This window comes from Lactococcus nasutitermitis (genome assembly GCF_018403765.1).
Classification (GTDB): Bacteria; Bacillota; Bacilli; order Lactobacillales; family Streptococcaceae; genus Lactococcus; species Lactococcus nasutitermitis.
In genome coordinates this window covers 1-14967 of sequence record NZ_BOVQ01000009.1, presented here as the reverse complement: position 1 = coordinate 14967, position 14967 = coordinate 1, and the positions used below count along the sequence as shown (strand labels likewise).

Annotated in this window: 15 protein-coding genes and 2 tRNA genes; 1 reads left to right on the top strand and 16 read right to left on the bottom strand. The window is 37.6% G+C overall.

Annotated elements, in window-relative coordinates; translation table 11 throughout:
- Positions 1-96 precede the first annotated feature (96 nt).
- The 7 genes from KJS36_RS09610 to rpsL form a co-directional block, all read right to left on the bottom strand.
- Positions 97-594 carry a DUF2127 domain-containing protein gene (locus tag KJS36_RS09610; protein ID WP_213536701.1) on the bottom strand — a complete coding sequence of 166 codons (498 nt, stop codon included), beginning with the start codon at positions 592-594 and terminating at the stop codon, positions 97-99.
- A gap of 154 nt (positions 595-748) precedes the next feature.
- Entirely contained in the window at positions 749-1564 is an 816-nt protein-coding gene (purR, locus tag KJS36_RS09605; protein WP_213536700.1) for a pur operon repressor, read from the bottom strand.
- A 352-nt stretch (positions 1565-1916) separates the two neighbouring features.
- The gene (locus KJS36_RS09600) at positions 1917-2891 is read right to left on the bottom strand and encodes a DUF6287 domain-containing protein (protein WP_213536699.1); all 975 of its coding nucleotides are present in this window, start codon (positions 2889-2891) and stop codon (positions 1917-1919) included.
- Positions 2888-3154: a prenylated Rab acceptor gene (locus KJS36_RS09595; RefSeq protein WP_213536698.1), complete on the bottom strand. Its 267-nt coding sequence runs from the start codon at positions 3152-3154 to the stop codon at positions 2888-2890. The genes KJS36_RS09600 and KJS36_RS09595 overlap by 4 nt, the downstream gene beginning before the upstream one ends.
- A 162-nt stretch (positions 3155-3316) precedes the next feature.
- Complete coding sequence (fusA, locus tag KJS36_RS09590) at positions 3317-5404, bottom strand: elongation factor G (protein WP_213536697.1); 2088 nt, start codon at positions 5402-5404, stop codon at positions 3317-3319.
- 234 nt (positions 5405-5638) lie between these two features.
- Positions 5639-6106 carry a 30S ribosomal protein S7 gene (gene rpsG / locus KJS36_RS09585; RefSeq protein ID WP_213536696.1) on the bottom strand — a complete coding sequence of 156 codons (468 nt, stop codon included), beginning with the start codon at positions 6104-6106 and terminating at the stop codon, positions 5639-5641.
- A gap of 18 nt (positions 6107-6124) precedes the next feature.
- Complete coding sequence (gene rpsL, locus KJS36_RS09580) at positions 6125-6538, bottom strand: 30S ribosomal protein S12 (RefSeq protein ID WP_213536695.1); 414 nt, start codon at positions 6536-6538, stop codon at positions 6125-6127.
- 293 nt (positions 6539-6831) lie between these two features.
- Between rpsL and KJS36_RS09575 the strand changes: the two genes are divergently transcribed.
- A complete protein-coding gene (locus KJS36_RS09575; protein WP_213536694.1) occupies positions 6832-8121 on the top strand; it encodes a serine hydrolase in 1290 nt (429 codons plus the stop codon).
- Between the two features lie 41 nt (positions 8122-8162).
- On the opposite strand, the gene KJS36_RS09570 is transcribed toward KJS36_RS09575, so the two are convergent.
- The 9 genes from KJS36_RS09570 to KJS36_RS09530 all read right to left on the bottom strand — a co-directional run bounded on the left by KJS36_RS09570 (position 8163) and on the right by KJS36_RS09530 (position 14884).
- Entirely contained in the window at positions 8163-9050 is an 888-nt protein-coding gene (locus tag KJS36_RS09570) for a GRP family sugar transporter (RefSeq protein WP_213536693.1), read from the bottom strand.
- A gap of 162 nt (positions 9051-9212) precedes the next feature.
- The gene (locus KJS36_RS09565; RefSeq protein ID WP_213536692.1) at positions 9213-10493 is read right to left on the bottom strand and encodes a glycosyltransferase family 2 protein; all 1281 of its coding nucleotides are present in this window, start codon (positions 10491-10493) and stop codon (positions 9213-9215) included.
- Positions 10493-10969, bottom strand: a complete 477-nt coding sequence (locus tag KJS36_RS09560; protein ID WP_213536691.1) for a hypothetical protein — start codon at positions 10967-10969, stop codon at positions 10493-10495. The genes KJS36_RS09565 and KJS36_RS09560 overlap by 1 nt, the downstream gene beginning before the upstream one ends.
- The gene (locus KJS36_RS09555) at positions 10966-11613 is read right to left on the bottom strand and encodes a hypothetical protein (protein ID WP_213536690.1); all 648 of its coding nucleotides are present in this window, start codon (positions 11611-11613) and stop codon (positions 10966-10968) included. The genes KJS36_RS09560 and KJS36_RS09555 overlap by 4 nt, the downstream gene beginning before the upstream one ends.
- An 18-nt stretch (positions 11614-11631) precedes the next feature.
- Positions 11632-12993 carry an FAD-dependent oxidoreductase gene (locus tag KJS36_RS09550; RefSeq protein ID WP_213536689.1) on the bottom strand — a complete coding sequence of 454 codons (1362 nt, stop codon included), beginning with the start codon at positions 12991-12993 and terminating at the stop codon, positions 11632-11634.
- Between the two features lie 112 nt (positions 12994-13105).
- A complete protein-coding gene (mnmM, locus tag KJS36_RS09545; protein ID WP_213536688.1) occupies positions 13106-13645 on the bottom strand; it encodes a tRNA 5-(aminomethyl)-2-thiouridylate-methyltransferase MnmM in 540 nt (179 codons plus the stop codon).
- 78 nt (positions 13646-13723) lie between these two features.
- Entirely contained in the window at positions 13724-14653 is a 930-nt protein-coding gene (gene mnmL / locus KJS36_RS09540; protein ID WP_213536687.1) for a tRNA modification radical SAM protein MnmL/YtqA, read from the bottom strand.
- A 44-nt stretch (positions 14654-14697) separates the two neighbouring features.
- Positions 14698-14771 (bottom strand) — tRNA-Asn (locus KJS36_RS09535).
- Positions 14772-14812: 41 nt separating this feature from the next.
- Positions 14813-14884: transfer RNA gene (locus KJS36_RS09530), tRNA-Glu, on the bottom strand.
- Positions 14885-14967: the final 83 nt, after the last annotated feature.

The following is a 14967-nucleotide window of genomic DNA, read 5'->3' as shown; positions in this document are numbered from 1 at the left end:
TGTCAAAAGCTTTTTTGTGTGTTTATTTTTTTGACAGAACTGGATAAACACACTAGCCTATCCGTAAGCGAGCAAGCTCGCAATGGCTTTGCTATGTCAAAAAGTTTTTTTATTATTTTCTCTGATATTTTTGTATTCTAGAATTGTCAAAATCATCATGATGAGGTCAACGAGGGTGACAAATATCATAAAAATAGAATGTGTTTGTGTGTATTCATTGATTTGATAAATGATGAAGCCGAGGAAAACGAGAAGTGAGAGAGGATATGCCCAAAGTACTTTTCGCCAGAGAAGCGCGAGTGTTACTAGCTTGATGACACCATGCGAGAGCAAGTAAACAGCTAGAATGTACTGTGTGTTCGTGGTGAAATTTTGGGAAAAATGTACAATGAGATGAGTAAAAAATCCTGTTTTTTCTCCTGTCATTGTACTGCGCCTGAACCAGCTGAGGAGCGTGTTCACGCGCGCTGGAGTCAGGAAAAACATTGCTGTTCCGCCGATAATTTCGCCAAGTGCAAAAATACTTTTTAGCAAGAGGGCAATATCGAAACTGATATCAACAATTTTTGCTTCTTCTTTTTTATCTATTCTCATGGTTGTTCACTGCTTTTCTTTGAAACATTCCATTATTGTAACTCTGAAAACTTATGAAAAGCTAAAATTTTTGACAATTTTAGGTAAACATACTAGCCTATCCGTAAGTGAGCAAGCTCACAACGGCTTTGTTATATCAAAAATGTTGAAAATATTATTTTTCGTCAAAAATATTGCCTAGCTGTACATCTATTGAGCGATTGGCGATATCAATGCGGTCAACTTTCAAGATGGAGCTGTATTCGTCAATCAAACGTTCACCTTTGAAGGGCCCTTCGAGAAAAACAGCAATTCCTGCGAGAAAACAGTCAAACTCGTAAACGAGACTCTTCATGCCATTAATCGTGCCCGCGCCTTTCATAAAGTCGTCCACAATCAAAACACTTTGTCCAATCGACAAACTCCGTTTTGACAGGGTCATATTTTCCACGCGAGAGCTTGACCCAGACATATAATTGACATTGAGCGTTGCGCCTTCGGTGACTTTCGGGTCACGGCGGACAATGACAAAAGGCACATCAAGAATTTCTGCAACTGACTGAGCAATCGGAATCCCTTTGGTAGCAATCGTCATCACGACATCGACTTGTTTATCTCGATATTCGTGCGCAATAATCTGTCCAATTTTGCGAAGATTCGTCGGCGTTCCCAAAATATCTGATAGATAAACGTAACCACCGGGCAAAATACGATTTTCCTCACGCAGCAAATCCGCCAAACCTTCTGTCATTTCTTTTGAGGTTTCATCTGTGATATAAGGTGTAAATCTCACACCTCCAAGGCTACCTGGAAAAGTTTCAACAATACCAATTCCTTCACGTTCAAAAACGCGCCTGATAAAGACTAAATCTTCAGAAATAGATGATTTTGCAACATCGTAGCGTTTGCTCAATTCATTCAAATTCAGCATTTTGTTCGGACGATTAATTAAAAAATTTGTAAAATCAACTAAACGTTCATTTCTTTTCATAATTTCACCACTTTTTAATTTGATGTACCCATTATAACACGCAATTTCCGAACAATCAAATTTGACATGAAACAATTTTACTGACAGCAATTAAAAAATTACTGATGAACATTCGAGCATATCCGTAAGCACTAAAGTGCAACGGCTATCCTCTGACAAAAAAGTCATCAATAAAAAATGCAAACAAAAAGCAACGGTAACCGGCCGCTGTTTTTCTAGGAGTAAAACATATGAAAAATTTTAATTGGAATAAGTATATTATAGCGGCTCTTACTTAATTTTCCATTAATTCAAAATAAATCGAAGCTGAATTTACTGACAGTTTTGTCAGTAAATTTTTATTGCTCATGGTTTAGTTGGTTCTATAAAAAGCATCAGATGGCTCCTCAAAAACTGACCAACCTTCTCCTGTTGACGTTTGCAAAATTCTATCTTGTGTAGAATCTGTTCGGTCAGTTTTTCCAACAGGCGAGACTCCCGCTGGTGTAAAGAAAAACGCCCATCCTTGTGATATGGCTGGATTAGGGTCGGGAGTAAATCCAAACGATACACACACAATATTATCCGACAATACATCTCCTGTTGCTAATTTACCATATTGAGTACGAGAATGGTCACCTGAAAAAACAAGAGAACCATCTTCAGATATCGTGAGAATTGTATCATTTCCATTTTTCCAAGTCCCCGCCACAGAACTATAATCTCCCGCAGCAATCTGCGACAGATTCATTCCACTTTTCGCGACACTCAGCCATACCTCATCGACTCCACCAGCACGCGCAACCCCGTCCGTCAGCACATAATGACCCGTGTAAGTTTGATAGCCATAGTAATCCTGCGTGCCACCGCCATTATACCATGTCACATGGATTTTGACATCGGCTTTTACCGTTTTCTGCTCTGGCATTGTCAGACTTTTTTGACTATCAATAACGTAGCTCAGCACACTTTCATTGTCCTGAGAAATGCTAGCAGTCCCAGTAAAAACACGGTCGTCAGACGAATTTTGCGTTTGCGTCACTTCTCCATCTTGGCTAATTGTCAAACTTGATTGCGTATCTCCTGATTTTAAATAATAAAAGCTATAACTCGTTTCCCATTTTGAAAAATCATTTACCGACGTGACCGATGACGAATTGGAGCTACTTGCTTTCTGGCTCGACACCCTAGTAGATGAAATCAAAGTATTCGCTACTTTTGACGTTTTAGTCGCTCCAACAGATGACAAACTATGAACAATCACTAAAACAATAATAACAGCTAACGCAATAAGTCCAAAAATAGCGGAAAAAAGCGGTACATTTACACCTTTTTTATGCTCGTTCATTTTTCATTTCCTTTGTAGATATTTGATGCAACCAAACGCTTTGTATTATCCACCCAAGTATTTCTGAACATCTCAATCCAAAAACCAAATGGAATAAACCAAATGATAAAAAACGTAATAATTGGATGTTCCAAATCATATTCACAAACAATATCAATAATGGAATATTTGATAAGCGCCCAAATCACACTGGTAATCATCGTCAAAACAACGATTAAAATAAGATTAGTAACAATAACTTGAGAAATCTGATTCACATTCATAAAATTTTCATCTGCCTATCTAAGATTGTTATGTAGCTGTCAAGCTACATAACAATAGTGTACACTATTACATTTTCACAAATTTGGGGTATAAATATTTTTTGACAGTTCTGTCAAAAATAAAAAAGCCTGTCAAAAACTGACAGACTTGTAAAACATTAATTATTCAGCAGAATGTCCGCCATTTTTCTTAATGATTTCTTCTTGAATAGATTTTGGAACATCTGAATAATGATCAAACGTCATCATGAATGTACCACGCCCTTGTGAAGATGAACGCAATGTCGTTGCATATCCGAACATTTCAGCAAGTGGAATAAAGGCATTCACGATTTGTGATTTACCATGTGCTTCCATGCTGTTGACTTGTCCACGACGTGCTGTAACGTGTCCCATAACGTCCCCAAGATTTTCTTCAGGAACAGTGATGACAACTTTCATGACAGGTTCAAGGATTGCAGGTGCAGCAGTCTTTGCAGCTTCTTTCAAAGCAAGTGAAGCCGCAACTTTAAAGGCCGTTTCAGATGAATCGACATCATGATAAGAACCATCATAAAGTTTTGCTTTCACATCAACCATTGGATAGCCAGCAAGGACACCATTCGCCATTGTTTCAACAAGACCTTTTTCAACGGCAGGAACGAATTCACGAGGGACAACACCACCGACAATGGCATTTTCAAACTCAAATCCAGCACCTTCTTCGTTTGGTGTAAATTCAATCCAAACGTCACCGTATTGACCTTTACCACCTGATTGACGTTTGAAGAATCCACGTGCAGATGTTTGTTGACGGAATGTTTCACGGTAAGCAACTTGAGGCGCACCAACATTAGCTTCGACTTTGAATTCGTCTTTCATACGAGTAACGAGGACGTCCAAGTGAAGCTCACCCATACCAGCGATAACTGTTTCGCCAGTTTCAGGGTTTGTTTCAACTTTGAAAGTAGGGTCTTCTTCAGCCAATTTTTGGAGGGCAACACCCATCTTATCTTGGTCAGCTTTTGTCTTAGGTTCAACCATCAATTGGATAACTGGATCTGGAATTTCGATACGTTCCAAGATAACTTCATGTTCTTCATCAGACAAAGTATCACCAGTTGTTGTATTTTTCAAACCAACAGCGGCAGCGATATCTCCAGCGTGAACCGCTTGGATTTCAGTACGTGTGTTGGCGTGCATTTGCAAGATACGACCAATACGTTCACGTTTTCCTTTAGAAGTGTTCATAACATAAGAACCAGCTTCAAGGACACCAGAGTAAACGCGGAAGAATGACAAACGTCCAACAAATGGGTCAGTCATAACTTTGAAGGCAAGTGCTGCGAAAGGCTCGTCATCAGAAGCGTGACGTTCTACTTCTTCTTCAGTATCAGGGTCGATACCTTTAGCAGAAGCGATGTCAAGTGGGCTTGGAAGATAATCAATAACTGCATCAAGCATCATTTGAACACCTTTGTTCTTGAAGGCAGAACCTGCAAGCATTGGGTAAAATTCAACGTTGATAGTCGCTTTACGGATAGCAGCTTTGAGTTCTGCTTCAGAAATTTCTTCGCCAGCGAAGTATTTTTCCATGATATCTTCATCAAGTTCAGCAATCGCTTCGATAAGTTTTTCACGCCATTCGTTGGCTTTGTCAACATATTCAGCAGGGATTTCTTCATCAAGAATATCTGTACCAAGGTCGTTCGTATAAACTTCCGCACGCATTGTTACAAGGTCAATGATACCAGTGAAATCATCTTCAGCTCCGATTGGGATTTGAATAGGATGTGCATTGGCATTCAAACGGTCATGCAATGTTGACAATGAATAGTAGAAATCGGCACCGATTTTATCCATTTTATTGGCAAAAACGATACGTGGTACATGATATTCTGTTGCTTGACGCCAAACAGTTTCTGTTTGAGGTTCAACACCTGATTGTGCATCAAGAACTGTTACTGCACCATCAAGAACACGGAGAGAACGTTGTACTTCGATTGTGAAGTCCACGTGACCTGGTGTGTCGATGATGTTGACACGGTTGCCTTTCCATTGGGCAGTTGTCGCAGCAGATGTGATTGTGATACCGCGTTCTTGTTCTTGCTTCATCCAGTCCATTTGAGAAGCACCATCATGAGTTTCACCGATTTTGTGAATTTTACCAGTATAGTAAAGGACACGTTCGGTTGTAGTTGTTTTACCAGCATCGACGTGAGCCATGATACCGATATTACGTGTATTTTCAAGTGAAAATTCGCGAGCCATTTTTTCTCCTATATTTTTTAAATTTTTGTTCTATAAATGAGAGTTTTCTCATTTATATTTTATCAATTTTTCTCTAAATTGCAAATAAAACCGAGCGGGCAGGTGCCCAGCCCGGTTTATTTTATCTTTACTAATTTTAATTTAGCTAGAGAAATTCGTAGTGTCAAGTTGAGCAGAGCGTACAAAGGTACACGAGCGAAAACTGACCAAGAATTGCCTACGTCAAAATTAAAATTACCAGCGGAAGTGAGCAAATGCACGGTTAGCTTCAGCCATTTTGTGAGTATCTTCACGTTTTTTGACTGATGCACCTGTATTATTGCTTGCATCCAAGATTTCTTTAGCCAAACGATCTTGCATTGTGTGTTCACCACGGTTACGAGCGATTGTTACCAACCAACGAAGTCCAAGTGTTGTACGACGTTCTGGACGAACTTCAACTGGGACTTGGTAGTTTGAACCACCAACACGACGCGCACGAACTTCAAGAACTGGCATGATATTTTCCATAGCTTGTTCAAAAACTTCAAGTGGATTATTGCCTGTAGCTTCTTCGATTTGTTTGAAAGCACCGTAAACGATGTTTGTAGCTACGCCACGTTTACCATCAAGCATTACGCGGTTGATAAGGCGAGTTACGACGATTGAGTTGTACATTGGATCTGCCAAAACTTCACGTTTTGGAGCACGATTTTTACGCATTTTTTCTTATCTCCCTTCTTATGCTTTTGGTTTCTTAGCACCGTATTTAGAACGGCTTTGTTTACGATCAGCAACACCTGCTGTATCAAGCGCACCACGAACAACGTGATAACGTACACCAGGAAGGTCTTTTACACGACCACCACGAAGGAGTACAACACTGTGTTCTTGGAGGTTATGACCAATACCAGGAATGTATGCTGTTACTTCCATAAGGTTTGAAAGACGTACACGCGCAAATTTACGAAGCGCTGAGTTAGGTTTCTTAGGTGTCATTGTTCCGACACGAGTTGCAACACCACGTTTTTGTGGGCTGGCAATACTAGTTTGTACTTTTTTACGGCTATTGTAGCCAACGTTCAACGCTGGAGACTTAGATTTTGAAGTCTTTGGTGAACGAGCTTTGCGTACTAATTGATTAATTGTAGGCATTTTTCGTCTGCTTTTCTAATTTTCTCACGAAATCTCGTGAAGCGAAGAAAAATAGAAAAGCATTCCTTTCTTGTTTTTTTAATTTGGGAATGTCAGTATATGGTCGCTTAATCCAAGTTCTGACAAGAAGTTTGGCAACTTATATAAGTTCTCCTTATGAGACCAAATGTAAAAAGTACCGTCAATCATTATATCAAATCTCCAATAACTTGTCAATTATTTTTTGACAGAACTGTCAAAAATAATTTATTCTTCTATTGAGCTTTCCATCTTTTTTCGCTATAATTTAAACTATGAAAAAACTATTGATTCCGATAATCAGCTTTTTGACAGTTCTGTCAGTAATGGTGGCTCTCCCTGTTCACGCAGATAACTTCTCTGTTGCCGCAAAATCTGCGATTGCTGTTGATGCCTCCAGTGGAAAAATCTTATACGTCCAAAACGCAACGGATGCCAGTACACCGATTGCCTCAGTCACTAAACTTCTCACAGCCTATCTCGTTTATAAATCTGTTGATGATGGAAAAATTACCTGGAATACAAAAGTTCCAATTTCAAATTATGCTTATGAACTCACTCAGAATGCGGATGCTAGTAATATTCCACTCGCACAGGGCGAGACATTTACCGTGAAAGAACTCATGAATGCTCTACTCATTCCATCCGCCAACTCTGCCGCCGTTGCTCTTTCTGAAAAAATCGGAGGTTCCGAACCCAAATTTGTTGACATGATGCAAGCGCAACTCAAACAATGGGGAGTCACAGATGCTAAACTCGTCAATGCTTCTGGTCTGCCAAATGATGATTTAGATGGACATATTTACCCAGGTTCTGCTGCAACAGCAACCAATACAATGAGTGCAGAAGATGTCGCCATCGTCAGTTATCATTTATTGAAAGATTATCCGCAAGTTCTTGATATTACAAAACAAACCTCTCTTCCTTTTGACCAAGGTGGCGAATCATCAGGCACTCTCACAAATACAAACCAAATGCTCAAAGGTTTCTCAACATCACGTTCTGGTGTTGACGGCCTAAAAACTGGTTCAACTGGTTTTCAAATTGACTGTTTCGCTGGAACAACCACACAAAATGGCTTCCGTATCATCACCGTCGTTCTTGACGCTACAAATCCAGCGGCAGATAATTCTACACCATTTACTCTGACAAATCAACTGATGAACTATGTCTATGGAAGTTGGACAACGGACACAATTGCTAATAAAAATAAAACATTCAAGAACTTTAAAAAGTTCTCTATCACCGATGGCAAAAGTAAGTCTGTTCCACTTGTTGCCGCTAAAAATATCACTCCCGTTGTCCCTTTAGCAAGCAATGGAACACCTGATACAAAACATATTTCCATCAACTTCAGCCAAAAGAAAACAGCAGCTATTGAAGCGCCGATTAAAAAATCTCAACCCCTTGTCAACGTCTATGTAAAAGTGAAAGACAAACTAGGCTATCTCCCTCAAAGCACGACAAGCAAATTCTCTCTTATTGCCAAAACGTCCATTCAAAAAAGTATCCCACCAGTTGTTTGGTGGAATCACTTTGTAAAGTTTGTCAATAATGATTTATAAGTTCAAAAAAGACTGGAACATCATCCAGTCTTTTTAATATATTATCCTTGACTCTTAACCACTGCAAGAAGCAAAGCACCTAAAACGAAAAGTATCATACCAATCGTAACATAAACCAATTCTTTTTTGGTTTTCTTTTCGCCAAGAAATAAAATCCCACCGATTGTGGAAATGATAATTCCCAACTGTGAAAATGAAAATGCAATCGCATCACCAGCTTGTGCTGCAGCAAGTAACATAAAGATGTTCCCAATTCCCCACATCACACCAACTGACATATTTTTGAAGACAAATTTTTCCATTTTTATCTTCCCACCTGCAAGTAATAACGCACCAACCATCATCCCAAGTGACATTGGCAAGATAATGGTCAATGTATCAAAATGTACGTGAAACCAAAGAGTTGATAAGTTATTAAACAAAATAACATAAGCAACATAACCCAAAGTTGAATAAGTCAGTGCAATCAGTCCTTTAGTATAATCATGTGATTCAGATGCCATCGTATTTTCAGGGTCTCTTTTTGCCGAAAAATAAAAACCAATCACTAAAGCAAGCATTGCAACAAATCCAAGGATAAACTGAATAGATTTTGTCCACTCATGGAAAGCAAACACACCAATCAAACCACCAAGCACAAGTTGACTTCCTGAAGATAATGGACCAGCAACTGAAACACCGATATATTTCATAGAATGAAACTGCCCAGACTGACCGACAGCCCAAATCAAACCACCAACAAAACCAATCAAAAATATAGGTAATGTCATCTCAGGCCTACGAAACAAAAAAACGACCAACGCAAAAACAAACGCTCCCATTGTCATGCCAAATGTTTGTTGATGTGCATTTCCTCCGATTTTATTTGAAACAAAACCGATAGAACCCCAAGCAAACATTGGAATAAGAGCAAGTAAAACACCCTCCATTTTAACCCCTTTTATAATTTATAATTTGTACATTTTTCAAAATGACGATTTATTTATTTTACACTATTTTTATTAAAAAGCAAGTCTTTGCTACAATAATTTTTCCTTATATATAACAATAAAAAAGTGAAAAATTTTATACTTTTTCTCACTTTTTATAGTCTATTTATTCATTTTTGTTCTCGTTGGACTAATCCATGTCCCAGTTCCTGTAAAACCAAGCACACCTTTCAAAGCTGGTATGAACGTAGCAACTACTGTGATAGCATTCATCTGCCAATACCAGAGCATATAAGCAGGAGCAAAAAATAAATATTTCATTTTCTTCCCGTGATTATCTAAAGCCAGCGAAACAAAAAGTTGCCAAAATCCAATAATTGTCATAAACGAAAAGAAAATAAATATTGAATCTAATAAACGATTGATTGTGCTAAATTGTCCCGTTGCCATATAAAATAAAAACTGAATGACAAGCACTAAGGTTCCAAAAATATACAAAAAACTCCAAAGGATACTTCCTGTCTGGTCAAGTAGCATAATCACTTTTGTCAGATTTTTCACGGGATGTCGAATAATCCGTTTAAAGTTAGTCACCCAAGCTTCTGTACCACCTTTTGCCCAGCGTTTTCTTTGATTATAAAGCATTTCTAAAGTATTGGGTACATTCATATAAAACATGATATCCGCTGCAAAAACCGCCTGCCAACCATTAAACTGTTGGTCCCAAGCAATCGAAATATCTTCCGTTGCTCGATTTTGCCGCCAAAGTCCGACATCATAGACTGCTTTTTTTCGATACATTGTATTGGCTCCTGAATAAGCGTACATAGAGCCTAAAACGCCCATCTGAGTTCGTTTAATAATCCCAACAATACTTGAAAATTCTATTGTTTGTGATTTTTCAACCATCAGTGTACGATTTTGTACGTCCATATTCGCTGTGACAGCCGCAATATTTTGATGTTTTTTACCTTTAAAATAATTCATATATTTCCATAAACCATCTGGCTCTGGCACAGTATCCGCATCATTACTTAAAATAAATTCGCCGCGAGCAAATGAAATTCCGATGTTAAAAGCGTGCGCTTTTCCTTTATTTGCAGTAATTCTTATCACGCGCAGCTTATCATATTTCTGAGATAAACGTGCCAAAATATCTGGTGTTGTATCCGTTGAGCCATCATCACAAACCAATACTTCATAATTATGATAATGAATATCGTTCATCAAATATTCAATCGTTTCTTCAATCATAACTTCTTCATTATGTGCTGGCACCATGATTGTAATAAATGGTTCTTCTTTTTCTGAAAGAACTTGAAAATTTTTCATACGTCCCTTATAGAAAAAACGATAATATAACCCACCAACTGTCCAATAAATCGCTCCAACCATTGGATACAACATGAGAATTTCAAGAAAATCTAAGATAACTTTTTCCATTAGTGTAACCCTCTCTCCTTAAATATATCCTGAACAAGCGTATCAGGAAGATTTTGTTCTGAGGCTACCACATAGTAACTACTTGTTGCTCGAAATTTCTCCTCTCCAAAGCGTTCTTGATAAAGTTCTTCTAAAATTTCTTCACGTTTTTCTAATTTTTCCTCATCATAAGTTTTCTTAGTTGCATAAACTTTTTGCTCCAAATGATTATTTCTCAAAAGTAAAAGTAAGCAAATAAGAGCAATAACTATAAATGTTACTCCAATAAAGTTTTCCAAAAAATGGGTGAAAATAGTTGTCGCGTGCGTGTGCCACTGATAAATTATCGACCAGATTTTCTTTTTACCAAGAGAATTCAATAATACAAGTAATGGAGCAAGAAGAATCAGCCACATAAATAACGTACTTATAATTTGTACTGCTTTTAATTTATGATGTCCCAATTCAAAAAACTCATCTTGGGTAAAATCTTTCATATCTTTGCTCCTTTCAGATTTTTATGGATACTTTCTCTCTCTTTTTTTACTACTGTTTCTGTTGCAGGTTCAAAATTTTTACCATATTTCGAGTTTTTGATGTCAAGTTCCATCATATAGATTGCTTCCTCTAAAAAAGCTGCCTGCTGATTTTCTAAATAACGAAGAATGACAAATAATCCCTGTGTAGAAAGATATTTTTCATCAATGCGCGGATGTACAATAAGGTCATTTTCGAGGATTTTTTCAGAACTCTGGTCAATTTCTTCTTTTTGTGGTGCCAATTTTCCAAGCCATTTTTGTTCTATTTTTTCTTTACTATGATGCAATTTTCCTTTATCCCATAGATAAAGATAAATGCTATAGCCAATCAAAAATATAACACTGCAAATAAAGATAAGAGCAACAAAACGTGTTAACAATTCACCATTTACAGGAGCAAACGCACTAAAAAAATAAATAATGATAAGAAGTGGAAAAATCAAGCCAATCACAAAAGCATGATGATTTCTTGCCTTGATGATTGTACATTTATAGGCGCGCAATAAATCATTTCTTTTATAATTATTTTTTTCAAGTTGATTTAAACTGTTGAGAACTTGCTGACAATAGATAATATCAGCATTTTTAATGCTATCATTCACTGCTCTGCTCCTTTCTTTTTAACTATTTTCTTCAATTTTGGGATTTTGTTTGCGAACAAGTTGCGCTAGAATTTTAGTCAAACCTTCAGGATTTTGATAACCATGTTTAAAATAAAAATCAGTAAATTCAATATCTTCAATACTTAAATTTTGTTCTATTGCAAGAGAAAATGTATCTACGTATCCCGATACTTCTGGTGCTGTTCCTTCGATTTGTACACCTAAGATTTTATGTGTTCTTTTTTCATAAACCAACCAAGCATTTGTAAATTCGTCCGAATTTAAAAAACTATTATGCGAATAAACCATATCGCAATCAAATCCTTCTGCTTGGGCGCGCTTTTGTGTCAATCCTGTGACGCAAAGTGTTCTATTTTCAATATTCATATTGTAAGTGCCCTGGGAAGAATTGATTTTTTGTCGTGCTTCGACAAGATTGATTGCTGCGATCTCTCCTTGACGAATGGCATCACTTGCATGAGGTAAATAGAGAGAATGCTTGATGCGATTGACATAAGTTGTAGAACAATCACCAACAGCAAAAATATCCGGCTCACTCGTTCTCATATATTCATCAACTTCTACTGCCCCCATATCTCCTAAAGTCACTTGATTTGCCAACAAAAATGAGTTCGGACGAAATCCCACAGCATAAATAATTGCATCTGCCTCAAATTTTTTTGATAAGTAAGTATAAAGAACAAGTTTATATCCCGTTTCTGAGTTATTTTCCTCACGAATATCCACAGGAAATGTAGATAATTCTAATTTAACCCCTTCTGCTCTTAGGACATTTTCTATATTTTCTGCAGCTGGAGTATCAAGATATTTATCCAATAAGTGTTCACTTGCTTGTAAAAGTGTGACGTCCAGCCCTTTTTTCACAAAAATCCGAGAAAGTTCGACTCCGATGAAACCTCCACCAACAACGACAAGTTTTTTTACTTTTTCTGGTAAACTTCCCATATGTTTCGCATCTTCCATACTTTTCACAACAAAAAGCTTATTCGTGAAATCTCCGCTAAACATTGGAAAAAGTGGATAAGAACCGACTGCAAGAACTAATTTGTCATAACTTGTAAGCTCTGGCTCATCACTTGTTTCTTTTTGATACGTCATTGTTTTTTCATTGCTATCAATTTTTTTGACAACAGTTTGAGTTTCAACAATAATTCCCTCGGAACGAAGAACTTCTGCTGTAACATAACTCGATTTTCTGAGATTATTTTTTCCCATGAGGTAAAGTGGAATACTTTGAGAAATAAAGCTGATTTCTGCCTGCTTTTCATAAATGACAACTTCTGCATCTGGAAATTCTTCACGAGTGCGTCTTGCGCAGGCAATACCAGCGTGCGAACCACCAATTATTACAACTTTCATTTTTTATTCTCCTTATATTTATTTTTCTATTATCTTTATCTTATCAAAAGGAATATATTTCAAGAAATCATTTGACTTATAATATCATATAAAAAAAGAGACAATAGTAATATTATCTCTTTTCTATAATTATCAAAATAGGTGGTGTGTGAATTTGATTGAGAGGCTGGTAAATCATTACCTCCCAGTCACGTTGCTGAAGTTCTGTTGCCCACTGTAAAATTGCATTTTTTTCTTGCGCTCCGCCATTATGACCATAGTAAATCATAATAGAAATGCGTCCTCCTTTGACAAGACGCTCCATTATTTTTGACAAAGCTGTCAAAGTTGTTTGAGAATGCGTTATAACTGATTTATCCGTTTGAGGAAGATAACCAAGATTAAAAATTGCCGCTGTAATTGGCCCATTGACATAATTATCCAAATTCTCATGTCCATCCAAAATCAATGTTGCAGTCTTACCAGCCGCTTTTAAACGCTTTTGAGTAGCTTCCAATGCCGCTTCTTGCACATCAAATGCAAAAACATGATTTGACAGTTCTGTCAAAAATAATGTATCATATCCATTTCCCATTGTTGTATCAACCACCGTATCCTCAGCTGTAATAATTTCTGACAAAAAACGATGGGCTAGTTCCATTTGCTTTATCATTTATAACTCTCACCACAATCATATTTTTAATTTTTGACAGGATTGTCAAAAATGGCTTCCCAAGAAGTCACAATATTTTTATCCAAAACGTCGGACATCAGCAATTCCTTGCCAACTTCCACGCAATTCCATTTCTTTATCAATCGCATTTAGCACTTCCCACTTTTTCAGCGACCACATCGGACCAATCAAACTCTCGCGTGGCGCATCACCAGTTAAACGATGAATCACAATTTCCTTTGGAATGAGTTCCAACTGATTGCAAATCGTATCTACATACAATTTGCGAGACATTAACTGCAATTTCCCCGCATGATAATCCCGCTGCAAAGCAGTATTACGCATCAAATGCAACAAATGCAACTTGACTCCCTGTATATCACTATCAAGTACCATCCGCCGTACATTTTCGAGCATCATTTCGGGAGTTTCCCCAGGCAGACCATTTATCAAATGCGTACATACATTAATTCCATGTAGCCGAAGCCGTTTCACAGCATCAACATAAGTTGCATAATCATGCGCACGATTTATCAAATCCGAAGTTGTGTCAAAGGTTGTTTGAAGTCCCAAATCAATCCAAACTTCAAAACGTTCATTTAGCTCAGCTAGATAGTTCACAACATCCTCAGGCAAGCAATCTGGCCGTGTCCCAATAGAAATACCAACCACATCAGGCATCGTCACAGCCTGCTCAAAACGCTCTCTCAGTACCTCTACAGGAGCATGCGTATTTGTGAAATTTTGAAAATAAACAATATATTTTTTCACACCTGGCCATTTTTGATGAAAAGCAGCCACTTCCTTTTCAAATTGCACAGGAATTGGCGCTTCAGGCGCCACAATCATATCTCCAGAACCAGAAACTGTACAAAAAGTACACCCTCCATGAGCAACTGTCCCATCACGATTAGGACAATCAAATCCAGCATCAATTGGCACTTTAAAAATCTTTTCCCCAAATGTATTTCTCAAATAATCATTCCAAGTTATATATCTTTTTTGCATAATCCAAATTATAACAAAAAAAGACCTAAAGGTCTTTAATAAAACTCCGGCAGTAAGACTCGAACTTACGACATCATGATTAACAGTCATGCGCTACTACCAACTGAGCTATGCCGGAATAAAGGAAATCATATAGATAAACCAAATCATTCCAAAAAATAGTCCGTACGGGACTCGAACCCGTGTTACCGCCGTGAAAAGGCGGTGTCTTAACCTCTTGACCAACGGACCAAAATCACTTGGCAACTAGCCTATCTCCCAGGAGGCAACCTCCAAGTACTTCCGCCGTGGATGGACTTAACTTCTGTGTTCGA